This window comes from Streptomyces sp. NPDC046881, assembly GCF_040645015.1.
Lineage (GTDB): Bacteria > Actinomycetota > Actinomycetes > Streptomycetales > Streptomycetaceae > Streptomyces.
On record NZ_JBEYXJ010000003.1, the window covers coordinates 35,393 to 59,108 of the forward strand.

Consider the following 23,716-nt stretch of genomic DNA (forward strand, 5'->3'; position numbering starts at 1 on the left):
CCCGCACCAGCCCAGGATCGGTCGGCCCGAAGGGTACGCGGCGTTTTGATACGGATAGATGGAGTCACGAAGCGGTATCCCGACGGCACGGTCGCGGTCGACCGGCTGTCGCTGGAGATACCGGACCGCGCGATCACCGTCCTCGTCGGGCCCTCCGGCTGCGGCAAGACGACGACCCTGCGGATGATCAACCGGATGGTGGAGCCCACCGAGGGCAGCATCCTCCTCGACGGCCGGGACATCAGGCAGCAGCCGGTCAACACGCTGCGCCGGTCCATGGGGTACGTCATCCAGAACGCCGGTCTCTTCCAGCACCGCACCATCCTCGACAACATCGCCACCGTGCCCCGCCTGCTCGGCTGGACCAAGCAGAAGGCCCGGGCCCGGGCCGCCGAGCTGATGGAACGGGTCGGGCTCGACACGGCGCTGGCCAAGCGGTACCCGTACCAGCTCTCCGGCGGCCAGCAGCAGCGCGTCGGCGTGGCCCGCGCCCTCGCCGCCGACCCGCCGGTGCTGCTGATGGACGAGCCCTTCTCCGCCGTCGACCCCATCGTCCGCAAGGGCCTCCAGGACGAACTCCTGCGCATCCAGGACGAGCTGGGCAAGACCATCGTCTTCGTCACCCACGACATCGACGAGGCGATCAAACTGGGCACCAAGGTCGCCGTGCTGCGCACCGGCGGCCGGCTCGCCCAGTTCGCCCCGCCCGCCGAACTGCTGAGCGCGCCCGCCGACTCCTTCGTGGAGGACTTCCTCGGCGCCGACCGCGGCATCCGCCGGCTCTCCTTCTTCCCCGCCACGGGACTGGAGCTGCAGACCGCGCCCATCGTCGCGGCCGACGCCGGCGCCGAGCAGCTCGCCTCCCGGGCCACCGCCCCCTACCTCCTCGTCACCGACCCGGACGGCAGGCCGCTCGGCTGGAGCGAGCCGGACCGGCTCACCCCCGGCGCCGTCGACCGGGACCGGCTGCTGGACTTCGGGCGGCCCTTCGTGCCCGGCACCGACTCGCTGCGCACCGCGCTGGACGGCGCCGTGCTCTCCCCGACCGGCTGGGCGGTCGCCGTGGACGGCGAGGGACGCGCCGTCGGCGTCGTCTCCCAGCAGGTCATCGGCGAGGCCATCCGCGCCGCCCACAGCCGGGTGGCCGAGCAGGCCGCCGAGCAGGCCGACGTGAAGGCCGTGCGATGAGCGGCTTCTTCGACCTCCCGAGCGACCTCCAGCACAGCTACCTCGGCCTCGTCGGGCTGCACCTGCGCGAGGCCCTGCTGCCGGTGCTGGCCGGGCTGCTCGTCTCGCTGCCCGTCGCCCAGCTGTGCGTGCGGTTCCGCTGGATCTACCCGCCCGTCCTCGGCATCACCACCGTGCTCTACGCCATCCCCTCGCTCGCCTTCTTCGTCGTCCTCATCGACTACTTCGGGCAGAGCGAGACCACGGTGATGATCCCGCTCGCCCTCTACAGCCTGGTGGTGCTGGTCCCGGCCATCGTGGACGGCGTCCGCTCGGTGCCGCCGGAGACCCTGGCCGCCGCGCAGGCCATGGGCCTCGGACCCGTACGCCGGTACTTCCAGGTCCAGTTGCCCATCGCCGTACCCGCCATCATCGCCGGCCTCAGGGTGGCGGCCGTGTCCAGCATCTCCCTGGTCAGCGTCGGCATGCTCATCGGCAACCAGGGCGCCCTCGGCAACATGCTCTGGAACGCCCAGACCTACCACCGGCCCGCCCTGGCCGTGAACTCGGTGCTGACCATCGGGGTGCTGGGCGTCCTCGTCGACGCCGCGCTGGTCCTCGTACGCCTCCTGCTCACCCCGTGGATGCCGCGCAAGGGGGCCACCCGGTGAACGTCCTGGACTTCGCGCAGGCCTTCTTCAGCGACGGTGCCCACTGGCACGGCTACGACGGCATCCCCACCCGGTTCGCCGAGCACATCCAGTACTCGCTGGAAGCCCTGCTGTTCGCCGCCGCGATCGGGCTGCCCGTCGGCCTGCTCACCGGCCACTACGGCCGCGGCGGCAACGCCCTCGCGCTCGTCGCCACCGCCGGCCGGGCGCTGCCCAGCTTCGGCCTGCTGGTGCTGATGTTCATCTGGCTCGGCCTCGGCATGCTGCCGGTGATGATCCCGCTGGTGGTGCTCGCCGTACCGCCGATCCTGGTCACCACCTACGAGGCGATCCGCTCCGTCGACCCCTCCCCGGTCGACGCGGCCCGGGGCATGGGGATGTCCGAGGCGCGCGTGCTGCTCCGGGTCGAGGTGCCGGTCGCGCTCCCGCTGATCCTGAGCGGCCTGCGCACCGCGGCCATCCAGATCGTCTCCACCGCCACCATCGCCGCCTACGTCAGCTTCGGCGGCCTCGGCCGGTACATCATCGACGGCCTCTACCAGAGGGACTACGAGAAGGTCATCGGCGGCGCCACCCTCGTCGCCGGTCTCGCCCTCGCGACCCTCGCCGTGTTCTGGGCGGCCGCCCGGCTCACCGTGTCGCCGGGGGTACGCCGCAGCGGCTGACGGTCACCGCTCGGTGCGGGCCAGCGCCAGTTCGAGTACGACGAGCAGCGCGTCCCGCACCGAGCCCCGCTCCCGGGCGTCGAACACCACCACCGGCACCCCGGCGGAGACGTCCAGCGCCCAGCGGACCTCGTCCAGGGAGTGTTCCACCCGCCCGTCGAAGGCGTTCACGGCGACGGCGAACGGGATGCCCTTGTGCTCGAAGTAGTCGACGGCCGCGTAGCAGTCGTCCAGCCGGCGGGTGTCGACGATGACCAGCCCGCCGACCGCGCCCTCCACGATGTCGTCCCACATGAACCCGAACCGCTCCTGCCCGGGCGTGCCGAACAGGTACAGCTTCAGCGTCGGGTCGATGGTGAGGCAGCCGAAGTCCATCGCCACGGTCGTCGTGGTCTTGCGCGGGGTGTGCGTGAGGTCGTCCACACCGGCCGCGACCTCGGTGATCGACGCCTCCGTGGTCAGCGGCTCGATCTCCGAGATCGCGCCGACGGCCGTGGTCTTGCCCACGCCGAAACCGCCCGCGATCACCATCTTGACCGGCAGCGGCGGCCGTACGGCCCCCGGCGCGGCCGGGCCCCGGCCCAGGAGCGGTTCAGTCGGTGTCACTCGGTACCCCTCGGGAGTCGGGGACGGCCCGCAGGCCGTCGATAACCCTGCGCAGGACGGACGCGTCACGGGTGGCCTCGGCGTCCGGTACGTACACCGCCAGCCGGCCCTCCTCGCGCAGGTCCTCGGCCAGGACACGGACCACGTTCAGATGCAGCCGCAGCCGGGCCGCGAGTTCCGCGATCGACTGCGGCAGCCGGCAGGCGGCCACGATGTCGTGCTGCTCGAAGGAGAGCCGGCCGAGCGCGTCGAGACCGTCGACGGTGGCGACCACCTGGGTCTCCACGGGCAGCGCCCGGCCGGAGGCGGCGTCCGCCACCCGGCCGGCGGTGACCAGGTACGGCCGTACGGCGGGGGCGGGGCCGACCGGGTCCGGGCCCGGCGGCGGGATGCCGTCCGCCATGGGAGGGTTCTCCTTCTCAGCGGGACGACGCCGCGCCGACGCTGTTCTTCAGCTCCAGCACGAGCTGCGGGCTGAGCGCGGCACCGGCGCGGTTGGCGAACAGCGTCATCTCGTAGGCGATGTTGCCGAGCTTCGCCTCCTTGTCGGTGACGACACCGAGCACGGCACCGCTGCCGAGCGCGGAGACGATGACGTGTCCGCCCTCCAGATCGATGATGACCTTGTTCAGGCCGCCCAGCCCGTAGTTGCCGGAGGCGCCCGCGGCCAGGCTGGTGATGCCGGACACGATGGCCGCGAGCCGCTCGGAGTCGGCGTGCTCACGCAGCTGCGACACCGCGATCAGCAGACCGTCGGAGGACACGGCGATCGCGTCGACGACGCCGGCGGTCTCGGTGGCGAATCGGTTCAGCAGCCAGGTGAAGTCGGCCGCGGCGGCCCGCAGATCGGCCGGCGCGCTGCCGCCCGTCGGGCTGTCACCTGTCGACGTGCTCACTGCTCGGCTCCTTCCGGAAGGTGGTTCGGGTGGTGGTGCGGGTGGGTGGGGCCGGCGGTGCCGTCCGGGCGGGGGGAGCCACCCGTGCCGGCGTCCCGACGGGCGCGTTCCACGGCCTGCTCGAACTCCTCCAGCTCGCTGCGGACGGCCTCCGCGTCCAGCGGCCGCACGGTCTGCGGCACGGTCGGCGCGGCACCGGCGGTGGCCTGCAGCGTGGCCCCGCGCACGCGGCGCCGCAGGGGGCGGCCGGTGGCGGAGGCTGGGGGTACGGCGGGCTGGACCTCGCCCGGAGCCGAGGGGGACCCGGGGGCGTCCGGGGCCTGACGGGGAATCCGGCGGGGCAGCGGACCGCCGTGCCCGGCACGGGCGTGCTGGTCACGGGCGGTACCGTCGGCCGGCGCCTTGGCGGGGGCGGTGTCCGGGGCTGGTGCGTGGGGGGTGTCCGGGGTCGGCGGGTGGGTGGTGTCCGCGGCTGGCGTGTGGGTGGTGCTCTGTGCCGGTGTGCGGGTGGTGTCCTGTGCCGGCGTGTGGGTGGTGCCCTGTGCCGGATTGCGGGTGGTGTCCTGTGCCGGCGGCAGTGTGGCTGGTGCTGGTGCCGGTGCCCGTGCCGGGCCAGCCGGTCCGGGGGACGGTGCCGCGGTGACCGGAGTTCCCGCCCTCGCCCCCGTGCTCGGCGGCAGCAGCAGCGAGGCCGGCAGGGTCACCTCCGCCGTCACACCACCGCCCGGCGTCCGGGTCAGCTCGACCCCGATCTCCCAGCGGCGCGCCAGCGCACCCACCACGAACAGGCCCAGCACCTTCGTCGGCACCAGGTCCAGGCGTTCGCGGCGGATCAGCCGGGCGTTCTCCTCGGCGAGCCGCTCGGCGCTCATGCCGAGGCCGTGGTCGGTGATCACGACGTGCGTGCCCTCGGCGCCGGCGCGGACGGTGACCTCGACCGGGCTGCCGTCGGGCGAGAACGACACCGCGTTCTCCAGGAGTTCGGCCACCATCAGCGTGAGGTCGCCGATGACGTCCGGCTCGACCAGGGCGTCCGACGCGGCGTACAGCCGTACCCGCTGATAGCCCTCGATCTGCCCGAGCGCGGCCCGGACCACGGTGGACAGCGCGGTCGGCCCCGCGTCCAGCACGGCCTCGCGGATGCCGGCCAGCAGCATCAGGCTGTCGGCGTTGCGGCGCAGTCGTACGGCGATGTGGTCGATGGAGTAGAGCCGTTCCAGCAGCGCCGGGTCGGTCTCCCCGCGCTCCACCGCGTCGATCAGCGCGAGCTGCCGGGTGGTCAGGTTGCTGACCCGTCGGCCGACGTTGCCGAACATCTCGGCGGTGTTGCGGCGGCTGAGCACCTGGCGTTCCAGCAGCGCGGCCGCGGTGGTCTGCACCCGGTTGAAGGCCGTCGCCAGGTCGCCGATCTCGTCGCGGGCCGTGACCGGCATGTCCCGCAGCCGGGGCGGCCCGTCGTCCTCGGCGTCGTCGTCGGCCACCCGGGCCAGTTCGCGCCCCGCGACCTCGGCGACCTCCCGTGCCGCGCCGGTGAGCGCCTGTACGGGCCGGATCACCGAACGGCGCACCAGCACCGCGAAGGCGAGCCACAGCGCGAAGGCGATCAGCGCGCCGCTCAGCAGCAGACCGGCCCGCCAGCGGGCGGAGTCGGCGGCCGCGTCGGCCCGGTCGGCGATCTGGCCGATCAGCGCGGTGGTGATCTTCAGCCGGGCGGCGGCCTGTTCGGGGTAGGCGGGGTAGTCGGCCAGCGCGTCCTGCACCGCCCGCCGCAGCGCCGCCTGGTCGTCCGTCTGCAACCGGCTCACGCCGACCTGGAGTTCGGCGTAGGCCTCGGCGATCTCACGCTGCGGTCGGGAGTGTTCGATGCCGGAGAGCCGTTCGGCCTGCGCCTCGGTGGCGAACCGGCCGAAGCGCCCGGCCTGGTGGGTGTAGAGGTCGTAGGCGCCGACCGCGTTGGTGAACTCGATCAGCGCGTTGGTGTCGCCCGTGGTGGCGGCGAACACGTTGGTCTCGAAGGCGCCGTGGGCGGCGTCCGCGCGCAGCAGGGAGTCCAGCAGACTGCCGGTGAAGGTCTCGGCGAGGTCGGCGTTGCGGTCGAGTCCGAGACCGTCGATCAGGCCCTGGGCGGCACCCGCGTAGGCCGGGTCGATGTTGTCGGCGGGCAGGTACGACTGCTCCACCGAGGTGCGCAGGCTGCTCAGGCCCTCGACGCCGCGCAGGGCCTGCGCCTCGCTCTGCGGCAGCCGGTCACCGAAGGCCCCGCGCACCTTGGTCACCTGGGAGTCGACCGCGTGCTGGGCCGCGCGGTAGCCGGCCGTCGACGGGTGCGCGTCCCCGGACTCGTAGCGCGTCGAGAGCAGGATGGCCTGCTGGTGCTCGGCCTCCACCCGGTCCACCAGCCGCGCCACCTGCGCGCTGTCCCGTACCAGCCGGGCCGCGGCGGACGCGCTGGACGACTGCTGCACCAGGTCGGTGATGAGGTAGGCGAGCAGGCCGGCGATGACCGCGAGGGGGATGCCGACGAGCAGGTTGAGCTTGCGCCGGAAGGGCCAGCGGTCGGCGAATGCGCGTGCTCCGCCCCGGACGGGGGCGTGCCGGGCGGGCGCGTCCACCTCGTTCGTGGACACCGGGCCTCCTTCGTGGGTGTCTTGTCCGGGAGGGACATCGCTCTCGGACCCCCGGACGTGGAGGGCCTCGTCGCCCTCGAAACGCCTGCGTTCACGACACCGAAGCGGGCCCCGCGCACCGCTGTGGTCGATACCAACGGGGCGAGACTACAGGCCCGTTGAGGGAACGATCAGCTCACCTTTCATCAAGAATCCGTTACGAAGAGGCTGCTCTCCGTGCACAAGCAGTCGCGGATCGAGGCCAATCGGTGATCTGCGGGCCTTGACTGACGGAGAACCGGCTGGATTGGATCGACGGGTGACTTACACGACCCACATCAGCAGGTCCATCCGGAGGAACCGAGGCGCGGCGGTGGTCGCCCTCGTGGCGGCAACGGCTCTGCTGGCGGGCTGTTCCTCCAAGGACGACAACGGCGGCAACCCCCTTACGGAGGGCAAGGCGAGCGGCGACAGCGTCGTCGTCGGATCCAACAACTTCCCTGAGAGCACCCTGCTCGCCGACATCTACGGCGAGGCTCTCAAGGCCAAGGGGATCAAGGTCACGTACAAGCCGAACATCGGCAGCCGCGAGACCACCTACGGTCTGATCAAGAACGGTTCCCTCTCGGTCCTGCCCGAGTACAACGGTGCGCTGCTGGCCTATCTCGACCCGAAGGCCACCCCGAAGACCCTCGGTCAGACCACGGAGGACATCAACGCCAAGCTGGACTCCAAGCTCACGCTGCTCAACCCGGCGGCGGCGGAGAACAAGGACTCGGTCACGGTCAGCGCGGCCACCGCGAAGAAGTACCACCTCACCGAGAACTCCACCATCGCCGACCTGAAGGACATCGCCAAGGACCTGGTCATCGGCGCCTCGCCGGAGTTCCAGACCCGGCAGCAGGGCCTGGTCGGCCTGAAGTCCGTCTACGGCCTGGAGTTCAAGTCCTTCAAGGCGCTGGACGCGGGCGGCCCGCTCACGCTGGCGGCGCTGAAGAAGGACGCCGTGCAGGTCGCGGACCTCTTCACCACCGACGCGAACATCCCCAAGGAGAAGTTCGTCGTCCTGCAGGACCCGAAGAACCTCTTCGGGTTCGAGAACGTCCAGCCGCTCGTCTACAAGAGCGCGCTGTCCCAGAAGGGCGTCGACGCGCTCAACGCCGTCTCCGCCAAGCTCGACACCGAGACCCTGCTGAAGCTGGACACCCAGGTGCAGGTGGAGAACAAGGACCCGCTGGACGTCGCGCAGGCCTGGCTCAAGTCCGCCGGTCTCTCCTGACACCGACCGGCCCGACGACCCGCCGGAACGACCGGAACAACCAGAACGACTGAAACAACCGAACGACCGGAACGACCGGAAGGACTGGAACGACCGGACCGACCGTGGACACGCAGACGCGGGTGCCCCCGACCCCGGGGACACCCGCGTCCTGCTCGACGGCCGTGGCCTCACCCCGCCCGGTCGAAGCTGTCAGGGGCGCGCACGCCGGAGAACGGCCGGCGCGGGAGCTGCCCTCGCACCGCTCAGCAGCAACGCCCTCACCCTCGCCCCCGCCCGTCCCGGCCTTCTCCCACGCCGAGTTGTGAGTGGCACGCTGCCTCACCACGTCAGTTTTCCGCGTCCACGGTCCCGATGATGGAGGAAATCCACGCGTGTGCCGCTCCCGTTGGAGTTCGCCCGCCTCGCGCTCTCACGCTGACCGGTGACCGGGCCCGGCCCCGGTCCCGAAGCGTGAGAGGAGACCCCCCCATGGCCCTGGACCAGACCGAGGTCGTCACCCCGTACCGGTACCGCTGGCCCGCCCTGGCCGCCCTGCTGCTGGGCGAGGCGATGAACCTGCTGGACGCCACCGTCGTCCAGGTGGCCGCGCCCGCCATCCAGGCCGATCTCGGCGGACCCGTCTCGCAGGTGCAGTGGTTCGGCACCGCCTACACCCTGCCGTTCGCCGTGCTGCTGCTCACCGGTGGCCGGCTCGGCGACATCGCCGGCCGGCGCCGGATGGTCGTCCTCGGGGTCACCGTGTTCACGGTCGCGTCCGTGGCGTGCGCCCTGGCATCCTCGGCGGCCGTGCTGATCGGCTTCCGCGCGGTGCAGGGCGCGGCGGCGGCGCTGATCGTTCCGCAGACCATCGGCCTGATCAAGGCGATGTTCGCGGGGGAGGAGACGGCTAAGGCGCTGGGCTGCATCGGCCCGGTGATGGGGCTCGCCGCCGTCTGCGGTCCCGTCGTCGGCGGTGTGCTCACCCACGCCGACCTGTTCGGCTCCTCCTGGCGGGCCGCGTTCCTGCTGAACGTGCCGGTGGCCGCCGTGGTGCTGGCGCTCGCCCCGATGCTGCGGGAGAACCGGGCCCCGCACCGCCCCGCGCTGGACTGGCCGGGCACCGTCCTGGCCGCGCTCGGCACCGGGCTCGTCGTCTACCCGCTGACCGGCACGGACCTCGGACACCTTCCGCCGGTGGACCGGGCGTTGCCGGTGGCGGGACTGCTCGTCCTCGCCGTCTTCGCCGTCCAGCAGCGGCGCTCGGCCCGGCCGCTGCTGGAGCCCAGCCTGTTCGCGCGACGCGGCTTCCCGGCCGCCCTCGTCACCTCCACGGCCTTCTTCGCGGTGACCAACGGACTGTCGATGGTCGTCGTCCTCCAGCTGCAACTCGGCGCCCGCACCGGTGTGCTGGCGGCCGGCCTGAGCCTGCTGCCCTGGTCCGCCGGGCTCGCCGCCGCGTCCTGGCTGGCGGGTTCCCGGCTGGTACGACGGTACGGGCGCCGGGTGATGCCGTACGGGCTCGCCGTGCTGCTGGCCGGTCTGCTCGCCGCCGTCGGCGCCTACACAACAGCCGCTCCGGGCCACTACCCGACGGCGCTGCTGCCGGCCCTCGCCCTCATCGGCGCCGGCGCCGGTCTGTTCACCCCCGCCTTCTTCACCCTCGCCCTGCGGCCGCTGCGCCCGCACGAGATCGGCTCGGCGGCCGGCCTGCTCAACGCGGTCCAGCAACTCGGCGCCACGCTCGGCGTCGCCCTGCTCGGCAGCGTCTACCTCACCGCCAGCGACCTCGACGCGGCACGCACCGCCTGCTGGACGGCGACGGCCCTGATCGGCGTGGCCTGGACGGCGAGCGCACGCGTGGGGACGGCCGCTTCCTAGGCGGGTCGTCGGACAGGGCGGCTCTCGAACGGCCGGGTGGGCAGCCGGGAGCGCGGGCGGAGCCGCAGGACCGAGCGGCCCGAGCAGGGGGTGCCGCCTAGGCTCGCGGCACCCCCTGGGCAGGCGCCGCCCCCTGCCGCCGTACCCGTGCCAGAGGTGTCAGGGCCGGGCTCGCCGCCTTCAGGGTGCGCAGGACCGGGCTGGTCTCCAGGGTGTCGATCTCCCGCAGCCCCCCGAGCCGTCCGGTGAGATAGCGGTGCAGGTCGGCCGGGTCGCGGCACAGCGCCTGGGCGACCAGGTTCGTGGGGCCGGTGGTCGCCGCCACGAAGGCCAGCTCGTCGTGGGCGGCCAGGGCGAGCGCCACCGGCTCCAGGTCCGCCGGCCGCACCGACAGCCACAGCAGGGCCCGCGTGCGCACCCCGAAGAGCCCGGCGTCCACCTCGACGTCGAAGAACAGCGCGCCCGAGGCGCGCAGTCCGGCCAGCCGGCGGGCCACGGTACCGGGGGACCAGCCGGTGGCCCGGGCCAGCTCGCCCTGCCCCGCCCGGCCGTCCCGCTCCAGCTCGGCCAGCAGCGGCGCGTCCTCGGGCCCTGGTGGCCGTACGTCCCCGCGCGTCTCCCGGTACTCCAGGGCGGCCCGCTGCCGTGCGTCCAGGGCCTGGGCGCTGCGCCGCCAGTGGGCGGAGCCGCCCAGGTAGGTGTGGAGCAGGCAGTGCGCCGAGACGGCGGTGACACCGCCGGTGCGCGGGATGTCGTGCAGCAGGAGGGAGCCGGGGGAGGCGTCCTCGGCCGGGGCGTGGATCACCGCCGTGATCTCGGTGCCGCCGGAGGTGAGCTTCACCCAGGACGTGTCGGGCCGCCGCACCAGCGCCCCGGCGATGTCCTGCGCCGACCGGGCCGTCGCCGTCAGCCGGACCAGCCACTGGGCCCGGCCCGCCCGGTGCGGGTCGGGCAGGCCCACCACCCGCAGCCCCGCCTGGGTGCGCAGCCGACGGTAGCGGCGGGCCACGGTCTGCGCCGAGACCCCGAGGACGTCGGCGATCCTGCTGAACGGTGCCCGGCCGTCCAGGTGCAGGGCGTGGATGAGGGCACGGTCGAGGTCGTCGAGCATGCCCTCATCCTCGCGCGCTTCCGTGTGCTCAGAGGTCGAACTCGTGCGGCGGCAGGTCCAGCGTGTAGCACGCCTCGCGCACCACGGCCCGCTCGTCCTTGTCGAAGTCGCCGTCCGCGCCGCCGATGACGATGCCGATCTGGATGACGGCCCGCGCCTCGGCGGGCTTCTTCTTCGCCTTGGCGATCTCCTGAAGCACGCTCACCTTGCCGAAGGCGAAGTCCGTCGTCAGCTTGTCCAGGTTCTCCTCGAAGCGGCGGCGCAGGTCGTCCGCCGGGAAGTTCTGCAACACCTCGTTGGTGGAGATGAGCTGGGCCACCCGCTGCCGCTCCGACGGATCCACCGTCCCGTCGGCGGCGGCCACGAGCGCGCACATCGCCATGCTCGCATCGCGGAACGCTCCGCTCTTCAGGTCGTTCTTCTTCGCCACCAACTGGGTCTGCATCTGCGACGCGGACTCCTTGAAGCGGTCCCACAGGGCCATGTGCGCTCCTCGTACCGGCCGCCTGATGCTCCGACAGCATCCCGGCGGCGACTTCTACAACGACGTAGAACATAACTTCTACAGCAATGTAGAAACGAACGGGACGGCCGGGAAGTTCCCGAGATCTAGACTGAGTCCCCGGACACGGCGGACACAGCCGGACCACAGCGACGACGCAGCGGGAGGAAGGCGACAGTGGCGACAGCGCCCGGCACCGGCCACCAGGACCCCTCCGCCGACGTGCTCGCCGAGGCGGCCGCCGCCTTCGGACTGCTCGCCACGCCCGCCCGGCTGCACATCGTGTGGGTGCTGGCCCAGGGCGAGAGCGATGTGACCGGGCTCGCCGAGCGGGTCGGCGGTGCGCTGCCCGCCGTCAGCCAGCACCTGACCAAGCTCAAGCTCGCCGGACTCGTCCGCTCCCGCCGCGAGGGACGCCGCCAGGTGTACTTCGTCGACACCGCCGAACAGGCCGCCGTGGTCGAGGTCGTACGCCTCCTCGTGGGCCGGTTCGCCGAGCGGGACACCCCCGCCGCCGTCCCGGTCCGCCGGCTCCGTGGCCTCTGAGGCCCCGACCGGCACCGTGCTCCAGGAACTGCGGCGCCTGGAGACCGGCCCCCGCGGACTCACCGACGCCGAGGCCACCGCACGGCTCGCCGCCGTCGGCGAGAACATCCCGCCCCACCCGCACACCCCCTCCTGGCCGGTGCGCTGGGCGCGCGGCCTGCGCGACCCGTTCACCGCCGTCCTGCTGACCCTCGGTCTGGTCTCCGCGTGCGTCGCCTCCTGGGGGCACCGCCGTGGATCCTCACGCTGGTCGCCGTCGGCCCGCGCCCTGGGCAAGTCCCTGCGCATCCTCAAGAGCGAGGCGAAGGCGATGAAGGACGACAGTGGCACGCAGGGCTCCGCCGGCTGAGCGGTCCTCCTCGTCTCCTCTCGGGTTCCTCGCTCTCCTGGCCTCCTCGTTCTCCTGGTCGGCTCAGCCGCTCAGTCCTCCTCTCCCTCGAAGAAGTCCCCGATCTCGTCCACGACTTCCGCGGCCACCATGCCGCCCGCCACGCCCACGGCCAGGCCCGCCGCACCCGCGGCCACGGCCGTGCCCAGGCCCGGGCCGGAGTGGTGGGTGTCGAAGGAGTGGAAGCCGGCCGGAGGTCTGCCGTCGTGGCCGTACGCCGCGTGGCTGCCGTAGGCGTCGCGGTGCTCGGTCACCTGGCGGATCCAGCCGTCCACCTCCGCCGGCCAGTCACGGGCCGGCGCGTCCTCGTGGCGCACGAGGAAACGGGTCAGGGCGTCATGACCCGCCGCGAACGCCCCGCCGCGCTTGTCGGCCTCCAGGACGACCTCGACGCCGGAGGGGGAGGCGAGGAAGGTCAGCTCGATCTCGCTCACCGCGTGCGCGTACTGCGGGGGCGGGGTCAGCTCGATCTCCTGATAGAACGGCAGCTGCTGGCCCGTACCGCCGATGCGGCCGTACTCCAGGTCGGCCGAGCGGAACCCGAAGCCCAGCCCGCCGAGGGCCTCCAGCACGGCCTCCTGCACCGGCAGCGGGCGGACGGCCAATGGATCCAGGTCGCCCTTGTCCCGGGCGCCGGCCACCGCGACGTCCGTGCGCACGCCCAGCACGATGCCGAGCGGCTGCCCGTGCAGCTCGGTCACCGGGGTCTCCCAGGGGAGCGGCACGCTGAACGGCAGCTCGCGTTCCTCCCGCTCGCCGAGCCGGAAGCCGCCGCCGACGGTGAACCGCTCGAAGACGACCGTGCCCTCGCTCTCGCCCTCCGCGTGTTCCGCCTCCACGCGCGCCATCAGCTCCAGGCCGATGTGCTCGACCTCCACGGCCGCGTCGCCGCCCCGCAGCAGCACCCGGCCCGTCAACGCGCCGCCGGGCAGCGCCGCGCCGTCGTCCAGCACCGTGTCCACGGAGGGGCCGCCGACCCCGAGCGCGCCCAGCAGCCTCTTGAACACCATGCCGTGACTCCTTCGTTCATCGCCTCACCCGGACGGTGATCCACCACCGTCCGACTGCCCGATGAACTCGCGGCAAGGGCAAAGAAGTTCCCAAGTCACCTGTTCGGGTGACGTCCGGCCGGGGCCGGTGCCTTCCGGCGCACCCCCATCGAGGGCGAACTGCGAGCGCCCCGGCGCCACGGTGGGGCGCCACCCCACCGGCACGACGAACGGGCACGGTACAACGCCGTACTTCGTGCGAACGGGCACGGCGCAACGCCGTACCCCTCGCGAACGTACCCGTTCCGCGCCCGTCAGGCCGCCCTCTCCACCCCCTCCGAAGTCAGGGAGCGGCCCGCGGTACGTGCCTGTTTGCGGCGTTTGCGGCGGCTGATGCGCGGTTCCTGGTCGGGGAGCCAGCCGAAGGTGAGGCAGCTGCCGATGGCGCCGAGGAGGAGGCCGATGAAGAAGCCGCCCAGGTTGGAGGTGAGCCAGGTGCCCAGGGAGAGCAGGATGCCGGTGATGGAGTAGAAGAGCCGCTGGGAGGGGTTGAAGAGGATCAGCAGGCCCAGCAGCACCATGAGGCCCGGCAGCAGATAGCCGGCCAGGCCCTGCATGCCGATGTGCAGCACGACCTTCAGCGAGGCCTTCTCGGTGAGCAGGATCTCGCCGCCGCCGAGGGCGAGCAGCAGCCCGCCCCAGAACGGCCGACGGGCCCGCCATCCGCGGAAGGCGAGCCTCGGTCCCCGATGCGGACGGTCCGGCACGGTGCTCAGCAGCCCGAGTCGCTGAAGCGGAGCTTGAGACCCGGCAGCTTGAACACACCGGCCGTGGTCGCGTAGTTGGTCTGCCGCAGGTTGGCGATGCGTACGGTGTCCGCCTGCTGGCTGAAGACGCCGATCGGGCCCTTCACGCCCGCCTTGGTCAGTGTGCTGGCGTCGTTGCCGATCTCGATGTTGTTGAAGGCCGCGTCACCCGACAGTTCGGTGGAGTCGGTCGTCAGGTCGGTCGCGCTGACCTTCTCCGACCCGCTGCCCGCGGTGATCAGCAGGTTGGTGCCGCCGAGGTCGACGCTCTGGCACAGCCTGGTGAGCGTGGCGTGCTTGATCGCGGAGGTGACGATGAGCACCTGGCCGCCGGAGTCCCCGGCGTTCGGGCTGCCCTCCGCCATGTTGTCGAGGCCGCCGAACTGCTCGAACCCGGTGCCGTTCAGCTCGGTCGCGGTGACCGTGAACGGCATTCCGGAAATGGCGAACTGGACGCCCAGCGCGCCCTGCGCGGTGAGGACCGCGAGGCCGGCGGCGACCAGGGTGGCGGGTACCGCCATCACCGCGGCCCGGCGGGCCCGGACGCGTCCCCGTCTCTCGCCGCCGGCGCTGGTGCCGGCGGTGTTCGGGGTGTCGGAGGGGGTGTCGCTCCCCGGTGTCTCGGGGGTGTTACCGGCGGACGGGAGGTCCGGGGACGAGGCCATGTCTGCTCCCATGGGCATGGATCAATGCGGGTTGGGCTTCAGTGGCGCGGTGTCCTGGCGCGGACAGCGGATACCGCGTACGCCTCCTCGCAACTCCCGGCGGGTGCAAGGGCTTTCTCGTTACGCGGCAGTAGCCTTCGAGGAAGTTACCGCCGGTTACATTAAGGGGTCAAGGGAGATGTGAAAAAAGGGTGTCGGATGTGCACGGGCCCCTGCTCGCCTGCCACAACTCCCTTCCGACAGCTTGACGCTGACGGTTGATCAGGTCTACAACATCCCCTGTTTCCATGGATCCGTGGCGCCGGATCCAGCAGGCGGCACCCGTCGCGTCGGCGACGTGGCACCAGTCGCGCCCCCGCGGCACCGGCCGCGTTCCCGGCCCTGTCACGGCAAGCGCTCCACCTCGCACAGCGGCACCGACACGGTCGATCCTCCTTTCCCTGCGTGCCCGGCCGCCCCCTTGTCCGGCCCGGCCGGAGGCCTTCCCCCGAGGCCTTCGGCCGGTGCCCGGTGTGCCGCCGGCGCGGGACCGCCGCGTACGGAGAAGGCGCTACGGCCCGCGCCGGCGGCATCGCCCGTACCACCCGCCACCCCCCACCGCACCTCATCTGCCCCCACCTCGGAAGAGAGGCACCCCACATGCGTAAGCGCTCGCTCCTCGCCCTCGCCGGCACCGCCACGGCGCTCGCCCTCACCTGGGCCACCCCGGCCTCCGCGGCCAGTGCGGTCCTGACCACCGGCAGCGTCGGCGGTACCGCGGCCGCCGTCGGCGACACCCTGACCGCACCCCTGGCCTCCGGCACCACGGCCACCTTCTACTCCAGCGCGACCGGCACCAGTGGCGTGAAGTGCACGGGCTCCCAGTTCACGGCGCAGGTCACCGGCAACCCGACCGCGCCCGGTACGGCCACCGAGTCCGTCACCGCGCACACCTTCGACAGCAGCACCTGCTCCAGCAACGTCACCGGTGTCCTCGGTGTCAACGGCATCACCATCAACAACCTGCCGTACTCGGCGACGATCACCTCGGCCGGCACCCTCACCGTCTCGCCCCCGAGCGGCTCCGTCATCCAGGCCACGGTGCAGCTGCGCACCCTGCTGGGCACCGTCACCTGCGTCTACCAGGCGCCCGGCCTGACCGGCACGGCCGACAACGCCGACAGCAGCATCACCTTCACCAACCAGCAGTTCACCAAGAGCTCCGGCTCGTCGCTGTGCTTCGCCAACGGCTACTTCACGGCCAAGTACGCGCCCGTCACCGACGCCGGCGCCCGCGTCTACGTCAACTGACCGACCGGACCGTCCGGTTCAGCGGCCTCGCGCACGCCGTAGCCGGAGAACGAGGGCGGCGCCCCCGGTGAGCAGCAGCACCGCGGAGGCGCCGCCCGCCAGCAGCGGCGCCGAGGGCCCCGAGCCGCCGTGCGTGGCCTCCGCGACAGGAGTCCCGTCGGCGGTGGTGCTCTCGGTCCGCCCACCGCTCCCGCGTGCAGCGGGGGCCGGACTCCCCGCCGGAGCGCTCTGTTCCGGCGAGACCCGTGCGGACGGCGAAGCCGGTGCGGGCGCCGAAGCCCGTGCGGGCGCCGAAGCCGCCGGTTCCGAGGACCGCTTCGCCCCGGCGGCCTTCCCGCGCTCCGGGAACACCACGTCGGAACACGAGTAGTAGGTGTCCGGCGTACTGGTGTTCTGCCAGATCGTGTACAGCACCTGACGCCCCGTCCGGTCGGCCGGCAGCGTGGCGTTCATCCGGTACGCCCCGCCGCGCAACGGCGGGTCCTTGACCTCGGCGAAGGGCCGCTCCGGCAGATCCGACCAGGTCAGCGGCTTCGAGGGGTCGTAACCCGGCTTGGTCAGGTACAGCCGGAACGTGCCCGTGTGCGCGATCGTCGACGCATAGGTCAGCGTCAGCCGCCCGCCCGGACTCAGCCGCGTCGCCGGCCAGTCCCGCCGGGCCAGGTCCAGGCCGCGGTACGCCGGCAGGTTCCCGCTGCACAGTCTGCCGTCCGGGATCACCTCCCGGTCACGGCCCGCCACCCCCGCCACCCGCAGGTTGTCCCAGGCGGTGAACGGAGCGCCGTTCGCCGTGATCGCGGCCCGGCAGGCCGCCGTCCCGGTGGCGTCACCCTCGGGCGAGCAGGCGTAGACCCGGCTGACCGGGTCCGTCGGGGCTCCGTGTGCCTGGGCCGGCCCCGCCGCCCACGGCAGCAACAGCAACGGTGCCGCCGCAGCGGCCACCCTGACGCTCAGGCGGGCGGTCATCCGACTCATCCGGGACGTCTCCTCGGCGGGCGCGGGAACAGGATCTGCGCCGTCCAGTACGACACCGGCGCCCCCCGCGTTCAGCCCGCTCGGCACGCCGTGCGCGGGGGGCGTGAAAGCACCGACCGGTTCGGCTGTTTTGCGCCTGCTTCGACATCCCGTTGAGGAGCCGGCCGTCCGCCTCGTATCGTGGCGATCATGTGGGCCGCGGTCGCCGTCCCCCGGCTGCCGGGCACCCGCCCGCGACGAAGGGGGAATCCGATGTGGGCTCGCCCCTCTCGCGGTGCGCCGAGCGTGCGGCCGGGGCGAAGCCGACCGGTGACACGTGTCGTGACGTGTGCCTGGCACGCCGGACTCCCGCTGCCGTTGGGTGAGTTATCGTATCCAAGGGGTTAAAAACAAACCGCATGTCCTGTTCGGTAGAGATGCGAGGAGGGGTCCCAGGATGGCGAGGCAGTTACGCGCTGAACAGACCCGGGCAACGATCATCACGGCCGCCGCCGACCTGTTCGACCGGCACGGGTACGAATCCACCAGCCTGAGCGACATCGTCGCACACGCGAAGGTCACCAAGGGCGCCCTGTACTTCCACTTCGCCGCCAAGGAGGATCTGGCCCACGCCATCCTGGAGCTCCAGTCCAAGGCCGCGCAACAGCTCGTCGCCGACGTCGAGAGCCGTGGCTGCTCCTCGCTGGAGGCCCTGATGCGCACCACGTTCGGGATCGCCCGGCTCGCCGTGGAGGACCCCGTGCCGCGCGCCGGACTGCGCCTGGCCGCCGCGGACATCGCCGTACGGCCGCCGCTGCGGCATCCGTTCACCGAGTGGCTGGAGTTCGCCACCCGGAAGTTCTCCGGGGCCGTCCGGGAGGCCGATGTCCACGGCGATCTCGACGTCGGCGCCGTCGCCCACTCCCTCGTGTGCTTCTTCATCGGCACCCGCGTCGCCGGCCGCTCGCTGGAACCGACCGGACGGCTGCCGCGCAGAGTCGCCGAGATGTGGCATCTGATGATCCGCGGACTCGTCCCGGTGCACCGCCGCCCCCGCTACGTCACCCTCGCCACGCAGCTGGAGCGGGAGATCCGCGCCGCCTGACGCCCGCGATACCGTGACGGACATGCCCGACACCCCCTTCGCACCCGTGATCCTCGGCAACGAACCCGGCTCCTTCCCGCACAGCGTGCTGGCCGAGCGGCACCCGGCGATCATCCGGCAGGTACGGGAGGCCTTCCCGTACGGCCCCGGGCAGCACACGGCCCTGGACGAGCTGCTGAAGAGCTGCACCCAGGGGACGGTCGAGCCGCTCCCCGCCGACGCGCCGGACCGGGACCGGTGGCACGGCTGGGGCCTGGCCGAGTACGCCGGCCGGTCCTGGTACGACGTGCCGTGGCTGTGGTCCGAGAGCTACTTCTACCGCCGGCTGCTGGACGCCGTCGGCTGGTTCGGCCCGGGCGCCTGGCAGGGCATCGACCCCTTCCGCCCCTTCAAACGCGCCGAACTCGACGCCCCCGAGACCGACGAGGAACTCGCCGCCCTGGACGGCCTGCGCGACCTGCCGGAGGAGGAGCGGGCCCGCGCGCTGCTGCACGGCTCGCTGTGGGGCAACCGCGCCGACCTCGGCTTCCGGCTCTCCGCTGCGGGCGCCGAGGACCGGGACCCGGCCCCCGCGCTGGTCGCCGACGACAGCGAGACCCTCTGGTCGCTGCTCCCGCCCGGCGGGACGGGCACGCTCGTGCTGGTCGCGGACAACGCGGGCCGCGAACTCGTCCCCGACCTGCTGCTGATCGCGCACCTCCTCACCGAGGGCCGGGCCGCACGGGCCGTCCTGCACGTCAAGCCGTACCCGTACTACGTCTCCGACGCCACCACCGCCGACGTGGTCGACGCCCTGCACCGGCTGCGCGGGGCCTCCGGCGCGGCCGCCGAGTACGGGCGGATGCTCTGGTCGGCCATGGCCGACGGCCGCCTCACCGTCCGCGCCCATCCCTTCTCCTGCGCCCCGCTGCCCTACGCCGCGATGCCCGACGACCTGCGCGCCGAGTTCGCCGCGGCCACCCTGACCGTCGTCAAGGGCGACCTCAACTACCGCCGCCTGGTGGGCGACCGCCTCTGGCCGCCCACCACGCCCTTCCGGGAGACCACCGTCCATTTCCCCGGCCCGGTCGCCGCGCTGCGCACCCTCAAGTCCGATGTGATCACCGGCCTCACGGCCGCGACCGAGGCCGCGCTGGTGGCGGCCGAGGGACAGAGCTGGCGGACGGGCGGCACGCACGCGCTGATCCAGGTCGACCCGTCAGGCGAGGTTCAGCGGCAGTGACTTGATGCCGTTGATGAAGTTCGACACCAGCCGCCGGGGCGGTCCGGCGAGCCGCGGCGGCCGTGGCAGGACACGCAGCACCTCCTCGTGGAGCAGCCGCAGTTGCAACCGGGCGAAGTGGGCGCCGAGGCACACGTGCGGGCCGTCGCCGAAGGAGACGTGCGGATTGGGGGAGCGGGCCAGGTCGAGCCGGTCGGGAGCGGTGAAGACCCGCTCGTCCCGGTTGGCCGAGGCGTGGAACACGACGACCTTGTCGCCGGCCCGGATCTCGCGGCCCGCCAGCCGGGTGTCCCGTACGGCCGTGCGGCGGAAGGTGAGGACGGGCGGATGCCAGCGCAGCAGTTCGTCGACGGCAGACGGTATACCGACGACTCCGGCGCGCAGCAGCTCGTACGCCTCGGGGTGCTCGGCCAGGGCCAGCAGGCCGCCCGGTGCGGCGCTGCGCACGGTGTCGTTGCCCGCCACGGTGAGCAGGAAGAAGAACATCTCCAGTTCACCGTCCACGAGTTCGGTGTCGTGGGCGAGTGTCGTCAGGATGTCGTCGACGGGATACCGTCTTTTGTATACGGCCAACTGTCGAACGTATGCGAACATGTCCCGCAACATCGCCGGCGACCGCGGATTCACCGGCCTCCCCGCCCCGTCCAGCACCGGCGGACCGGCCTCGTCCGGATCCTGGTAGCCGATGACCCGCTGCGTCCAGTGCAGCAGCAGCCGCCGGTCGCTCTCCGGGACGCCCAGCAGATCCGCCAGGTTCAGCAGGGCGTACTCGTCGGTGACGGCGGCCACCAGGTCCACCGTGCCGTCCCCCTCCCGCGCCGCCTCGAGAGCGCCCGCGAGCAGGGTGCGCGCCCGCTCCCGGGCGACCGCCGCGAACCGGTCGACGCGCCCCGGCGTGAACGTCCGGCTCACCAGCCGGCGCAGCCGCCCGTGCGCCGGAGGGTCCTGGTTGAGCATCATCCGCCGGATGAACGGCAGGTCCTCCGGGTCGGGGTCCCGTATCTGGGTCGCGCCGGCGTACGAGGAATACGTCCCCGCGTCCTTGAGGACGCGTACGACGTCCGCGTGCCGGGTCACCGCCCAGAACCCGGGCCCGGCCGGCCAGCCCAGCACCTCCGTCTCCTCCTGCCGGACCACCGGATGGTGGTCGCGCAGGAGGCGGTAGTCGTCGTAGGGGACGCCGGTGGCGTACCGGCGGGGGTCGAAGACGTCCGGGACCGGCGGCGCCGCGCGCACGCTCACGCCGGCTCGCCCTCGCGCTCCCCGGCCGCCCGGTCCGGCTCTTGCGCCGCGTCCGCCGCGTCCGCCCGCAGGAAGTCCTCGACGGTACGGATCAGTTCCAGCGGGGTCTCGTCCATGGCGTAGTGGCCGGCTCCGGACAGCACGGCGAGCCGCGCGCGCGGGTACCAGCTCATCCAGGTCTGCCGCATGACCTCCGGCGACAGCGCCGGATCGAGCGCGCCGGCCACCGCGAGCGCCGGCACCTCGCTGCCCACGACGTCGGCGCTGAAGTCCTCGCCCGCCCACGAGTCCAGCCAGGCGCGGAACGCCTTGGGGTCGCTGCGCTCCAGCGAGCGCGCGACCATCCGGTCCAGCCAGGCGGCGGGCCGCCGGCCACCGGTGGTGACGTCGATGATCGCGCGCCGGTTCTCCGCCCGGTGCGCCGCGTCCGCGAACAGCGCCGCCTGCTCCCCGGCCAGCGGCATGCCCGAGGCAGGCACCGGCGAGACACCGGCGATCCGGCGCACCCGGTGCGGGGCCACGGCGAGCAGCCGCTGCGCCACCGCGCCGCCCATGGAGTGCCCGATCACCGAGAACCGCTCCCAGCCCAGCCGGTCGGCCAGCTCCACCAGGTCAACGGCAGCCTCGGCCGTCGTGTACGCGCCCGTGGCCTCCCGGGCCTCGCCGTACCCGCGCAGGTCGACCAGCGCGTAACCGAAGGATGTGCGGTCGAGGTCGGGCAGGACGGCCGCGTAGGCGGACCGGTCGGCGAACCAGCCGTGCACGGCGAACACCTTGTGGGGGCCGTCGCCGTGCACCTCATGGGGCAGCACGAAGGAGGTCATGCGCCTACCGTGGCCCCCGCGCGCGGGCACGGCAAGGGAACCAACGCCACAACCCCCCGCCGGAGTTCCTCGTCACGCGGACGGTTCACGCGATGGTGTGATCATGTACTCCCGGGCGGATGGGTGTCCGGGGCCCCGGGTAGGGCCCGGCCATGACGCAGCCGTTCGAACTTCCGCACTTCTACATGCCGTATCCCGCGCGGCTCAACCCGCATCTGGACGAGGCCCGGGCGCATTCGACCGCGTGGGCTCGGGAGATGGGCATGCTGGAGGGCTCCGGAATCTGGGAACAGGCCGACCTGGAGGCGCACGACTACGGCCTCCTGTGCGCCTACACCCATCCCGACTGCGACGGCCCCGCCCTCTCGCTGATCACCGACTGGTACGTGTGGGTGTTCTTCTTCGACGACCACTTCCTCGACATGTACAAGCGCACCCCGGACCGCGTCGCCGGAAAGGCGCACCTGGACCGCCTGCCGCTGTTCATGCCGCTCGACCCGGCCACCCCCGTACCGGAACCGGAGAATCCGGTGGAGGCGGGGCTCAAGGACCTGTGGGCGCGGACGGTGCCGTCGATGTCCGTGGACTGGCGCCGCCGCTTCTCCGTGGCCACCGAGCACCTGCTCAACGAGTCGATGTGGGAGCTGTCCAACATCAACGAGGGGCGGATCGCCAATCCGGTCGAGTACATCGAGATGCGCCGCAAGGTCGGCGGCGCCCCCTGGTCGGCCGGGCTCGTGGAGTACGCGACCGCCGAGGTGCCCGCCGCGGTCGCCGGCACCCGGCCGCTGCGCGTCCTCATGGAGACGTTCTCCGACGCCGTCCACCTGCGCAACGACCTGTTCTCCTACCAGCGCGAGGTCGAGGACGAGGGCGAGAACAGCAACGGCGTGCTCGTCCTGGAGAAGTTCTTCGGCTGCACCACACAGGAGGCCGCCGACACCGTCAACGACGTCCTCACCTCCCGGCTCCACCAGTTCGAGCACACCGCGCTGACCGAAGTGCCGGCCGTCGCCCTGGAGAAGGGCCTGACCCCCGGTGAGGCCGCCGCGATCGCCGCCTACACCAAGGGACTCCAGGACTGGCAGTCCGGCGGCCACGAATGGCACCTGCGCTCCAGCCGCTACATGAACAGGGGCGCGCGCTCCGGTTCGCCCTGGCAGCCGGGGAACGGCCCCGGCACCTCCGCCGCCGGCATCGGCGCGCTCCTCGCCTCGGCCGCCCAGGAACGCCTGCGCGCCTACTCGCACGTGCCGTACCAGAAGGTCGGCCCGTCCCGCATCCCCGACCTGTACATGCCCTACCGGCTCCGGCTCAGCCCCCACCTCGACCGGGCCCGCGGCCGCCTCGTCGGCTGGTGCCACCGGACGGGCATCCTCCAGGAGGGCGTCTGGGACGAGGACAAGCTCGCCGCGTACGACCTCGCGCTGTGCTCCGCCGGCCTGGACCCGGACGGCACGCCGGAGGCTCTCGACCTCAGCGCGCAGTGGCTCGCCTGGGGAACCTACGGCGACGACTACTACCCGCTCGTGTACGGCCACCGCAGGGACCTGGCCGCCGCCCGGCTGACCACGGCCCGGCTGTCGCAGTGCATGCCGGTCGACGGCGAGCCGGCCGTCGTCCCCGGCAACGCCATGGAACGCGGGCTGATCGACCTGTGGACACGCACCACGGCCGCGATGACCGCCGACCAGCGGCGCACCCTCAAGGCGTCCGTGGACGTGATGACCGAGAGCTGGGTGTGGGAGCTGTCCAACCAGCTCCAGAACCGCGTCCCCGACCCGGTCGACTACCTGGAGATGCGCCGCGCCACCTTCGGCTCCGACCTCACCCTGAACCTGTGCCGCATGGGCCACGGACCGGCGGTCCCACCGGAGGTGTACCGCAGCGGCCCGGTGCGCTCGCTGGAGAACTCCGCCATCGACTACGCGTGCCTGCTCAACGACATCTTCTCGTACCAGAAGGAGATCGAGTACCAGGGCGAGTTCCACAACTCCGTCCTGGTCGTGCAGAACTTCTTCGGCGTGGACTATCCGGCCGCGCTCGCCGTCGTCCACGATCTGACCACCCAGCGCATGCAGCAGTTCGAGCACGTGATCGCGCACGAGCTCCCCGTGCTCTACGACGACTTCCGGCTCTCGGCGGAGGCACGCGCCGCCATGGACGGCTATGTGCTCGGCCTGCAGAACTGGCTGGCCGGCATCCTGCACTGGCACCAGAGCGTCGACCGCTACAAGGCCGAGTGGCTCGGCCGCCGCGCCCACGGCTTCCTGCCCGACCGGGCACCCGCCGTGCCCGCCCTGGCGCTCGGCTGACGGTCGC

The 23,716-nt window shown here is 72.4% G+C and carries 22 protein-coding genes and 1 pseudogene; 11 read left to right on the forward strand and 12 right to left on the reverse strand.

Features of this window, described 5'->3' with window-relative positions; translation table 11 throughout:
- Nucleotides 1-45 precede the first annotated feature (45 nt).
- Genes ABZ923_RS02820 through ABZ923_RS02830 form a run of 3 tightly spaced genes read left to right on the forward strand, consistent with a single transcriptional unit; the run spans nt 46 to nt 2,503 of the window.
- Nucleotides 46-1,188: an ABC transporter ATP-binding protein gene (locus ABZ923_RS02820; protein ID WP_361465888.1), complete on the forward strand. Its 1,143-nt coding sequence runs from the start codon at nt 46-48 to the stop codon at nt 1,186-1,188.
- Entirely contained in the window at nt 1,185-1,838 is a 654-nt protein-coding gene (locus ABZ923_RS02825) for an ABC transporter permease subunit (RefSeq protein ID WP_361465891.1), read from the forward strand. Before ABZ923_RS02820 ends, ABZ923_RS02825 begins: the two co-directional genes overlap by 4 nt.
- On the forward strand, nt 1,835-2,503 hold the full coding sequence (locus ABZ923_RS02830; protein WP_361465894.1) for an ABC transporter permease: 669 nt from the start codon (nt 1,835-1,837) through the stop codon (nt 2,501-2,503). The genes ABZ923_RS02825 and ABZ923_RS02830 overlap by 4 nt, the downstream gene beginning before the upstream one ends.
- Nucleotides 2,504-2,506: 3 nt before the next feature.
- Here ABZ923_RS02830 and ABZ923_RS02835 read toward each other — a convergent pair whose 3' ends face one another.
- The 4 genes from ABZ923_RS02835 to ABZ923_RS02850 are packed head-to-tail and all read right to left on the reverse strand — an operon-like array spanning nt 2,507 to nt 6,632.
- Nucleotides 2,507-3,109 carry an ATP/GTP-binding protein gene (locus ABZ923_RS02835; RefSeq protein ID WP_361465896.1) on the reverse strand — a complete coding sequence of 201 codons (603 nt, stop codon included), beginning with the start codon at nt 3,107-3,109 and terminating at the stop codon, nt 2,507-2,509.
- Nucleotides 3,096-3,512, reverse strand: coding sequence for a DUF742 domain-containing protein (locus ABZ923_RS02840; protein ID WP_361465899.1), 417 nt, complete (start codon nt 3,510-3,512; stop codon nt 3,096-3,098). The genes ABZ923_RS02835 and ABZ923_RS02840 overlap by 14 nt, the downstream gene beginning before the upstream one ends.
- 16 nt (nt 3,513-3,528) lie before the next feature.
- Complete coding sequence (locus ABZ923_RS02845; protein WP_361465902.1) at nt 3,529-4,005, reverse strand: roadblock/LC7 domain-containing protein; 477 nt, start codon at nt 4,003-4,005, stop codon at nt 3,529-3,531.
- Nucleotides 4,002-6,632 (reverse strand): ATP-binding protein, encoded by a 2,631-nt coding sequence (locus tag ABZ923_RS02850; RefSeq protein WP_361465905.1) that lies wholly within the window; start codon nt 6,630-6,632, stop codon nt 4,002-4,004. The genes ABZ923_RS02845 and ABZ923_RS02850 overlap by 4 nt, the downstream gene beginning before the upstream one ends.
- A gap of 298 nt (nt 6,633-6,930) precedes the next feature.
- On the opposite strand from ABZ923_RS02850, the gene ABZ923_RS02855 reads away from it, so the two are divergent.
- Complete coding sequence (locus ABZ923_RS02855; protein WP_361465907.1) at nt 6,931-7,890, forward strand: ABC transporter substrate-binding protein; 960 nt, start codon at nt 6,931-6,933, stop codon at nt 7,888-7,890.
- Between the two features lie 471 nt (nt 7,891-8,361).
- Nucleotides 8,362-9,750 carry an MFS transporter gene (locus ABZ923_RS02860; protein ID WP_361465910.1) on the forward strand — a complete coding sequence of 463 codons (1,389 nt, stop codon included), beginning with the start codon at nt 8,362-8,364 and terminating at the stop codon, nt 9,748-9,750.
- A 97-nt stretch (nt 9,751-9,847) separates the two neighbouring features.
- Here the strand turns inward: ABZ923_RS02860 and ABZ923_RS02865 are convergent, their stop codons facing one another.
- Nucleotides 9,848-10,861 carry an Lrp/AsnC family transcriptional regulator gene (locus ABZ923_RS02865; protein WP_361465914.1) on the reverse strand — a complete coding sequence of 338 codons (1,014 nt, stop codon included), beginning with the start codon at nt 10,859-10,861 and terminating at the stop codon, nt 9,848-9,850.
- Between the two features lie 28 nt (nt 10,862-10,889).
- A complete protein-coding gene (locus tag ABZ923_RS02870; protein WP_361465917.1) occupies nt 10,890-11,345 on the reverse strand; it encodes a TerB family tellurite resistance protein in 456 nt (151 codons plus the stop codon).
- Nucleotides 11,346-11,540: 195 nt separating this feature from the next.
- Between ABZ923_RS02870 and ABZ923_RS02875 the strand changes: the two genes are divergently transcribed.
- Nucleotides 11,541-11,909, forward strand: coding sequence for a metalloregulator ArsR/SmtB family transcription factor (locus ABZ923_RS02875; RefSeq protein WP_361465920.1), 369 nt, complete (start codon nt 11,541-11,543; stop codon nt 11,907-11,909).
- A pseudogene (locus ABZ923_RS02880) lies at nt 11,899-12,135 on the forward strand (cation-transporting P-type ATPase); the annotation flags it as partial. The gene ABZ923_RS02875 and the pseudogene ABZ923_RS02880, both read left to right, overlap by 11 nt.
- Nucleotides 12,136-12,329: 194 nt before the next feature.
- Here ABZ923_RS02880 and ABZ923_RS02885 read toward each other — a convergent pair.
- The 3 genes from ABZ923_RS02885 to ABZ923_RS02895 form a co-directional block, all read right to left on the reverse strand.
- Nucleotides 12,330-13,307 carry a sporulation protein gene (locus ABZ923_RS02885; protein WP_361465922.1) on the reverse strand — a complete coding sequence of 326 codons (978 nt, stop codon included), beginning with the start codon at nt 13,305-13,307 and terminating at the stop codon, nt 12,330-12,332.
- 293 nt (nt 13,308-13,600) lie between these two features.
- Nucleotides 13,601-14,053, reverse strand: a complete 453-nt coding sequence (locus tag ABZ923_RS02890) for a DUF6114 domain-containing protein (protein ID WP_361465925.1) — start codon at nt 14,051-14,053, stop codon at nt 13,601-13,603.
- Between the two features lie 5 nt (nt 14,054-14,058).
- Nucleotides 14,059-14,757, reverse strand: a complete 699-nt coding sequence (locus ABZ923_RS02895; protein ID WP_361465927.1) for a DUF6230 family protein — start codon at nt 14,755-14,757, stop codon at nt 14,059-14,061.
- A 639-nt stretch (nt 14,758-15,396) separates the two neighbouring features.
- Between ABZ923_RS02895 and ABZ923_RS02900 the strand changes: the two genes are divergently transcribed.
- Nucleotides 15,397-16,047: a Tat pathway signal sequence domain protein gene (locus tag ABZ923_RS02900; RefSeq protein WP_361465930.1), complete on the forward strand. Its 651-nt coding sequence runs from the start codon at nt 15,397-15,399 to the stop codon at nt 16,045-16,047.
- Between the two features lie 18 nt (nt 16,048-16,065).
- Here the strand turns inward: ABZ923_RS02900 and ABZ923_RS02905 are convergent, their stop codons facing one another.
- A complete protein-coding gene (locus tag ABZ923_RS02905; protein ID WP_361465932.1) occupies nt 16,066-17,022 on the reverse strand; it encodes a lytic polysaccharide monooxygenase in 957 nt (318 codons plus the stop codon).
- A gap of 436 nt (nt 17,023-17,458) precedes the next feature.
- Between ABZ923_RS02905 and ABZ923_RS02910 the strand changes: the two genes are divergently transcribed.
- Both ABZ923_RS02910 and ABZ923_RS02915 read left to right on the forward strand, forming a co-directional pair.
- Nucleotides 17,459-18,106 (forward strand): ScbR family autoregulator-binding transcription factor, encoded by a 648-nt coding sequence (locus tag ABZ923_RS02910; RefSeq protein WP_361465935.1) that lies wholly within the window; start codon nt 17,459-17,461, stop codon nt 18,104-18,106.
- Nucleotides 18,107-18,128: 22 nt separating this feature from the next.
- Entirely contained in the window at nt 18,129-19,328 is a 1,200-nt protein-coding gene (locus tag ABZ923_RS02915; RefSeq protein WP_361465938.1) for a damage-control phosphatase ARMT1 family protein, read from the forward strand.
- Here ABZ923_RS02915 and ABZ923_RS02920 read toward each other — a convergent pair.
- Nucleotides 19,305-20,570, reverse strand: coding sequence for a cytochrome P450 (locus tag ABZ923_RS02920; protein WP_361465941.1), 1,266 nt, complete (start codon nt 20,568-20,570; stop codon nt 19,305-19,307). The two genes, ABZ923_RS02915 and ABZ923_RS02920, sit on opposite strands and share 24 nt — an antisense overlap.
- Nucleotides 20,567-21,394, reverse strand: a complete 828-nt coding sequence (locus ABZ923_RS02925; protein ID WP_361465944.1) for an alpha/beta hydrolase — start codon at nt 21,392-21,394, stop codon at nt 20,567-20,569. The genes ABZ923_RS02920 and ABZ923_RS02925 overlap by 4 nt, the downstream gene beginning before the upstream one ends.
- Before the next feature lie 152 nt (nt 21,395-21,546).
- Between ABZ923_RS02925 and cyc2 the strand changes: the two genes are divergently transcribed.
- A complete protein-coding gene (cyc2, locus tag ABZ923_RS02930; protein WP_361465946.1) occupies nt 21,547-23,709 on the forward strand; it encodes a germacradienol/geosmin synthase Cyc2 in 2,163 nt (720 codons plus the stop codon).
- The last annotated feature ends 7 nt before the right edge of the window (nt 23,710-23,716 follow it).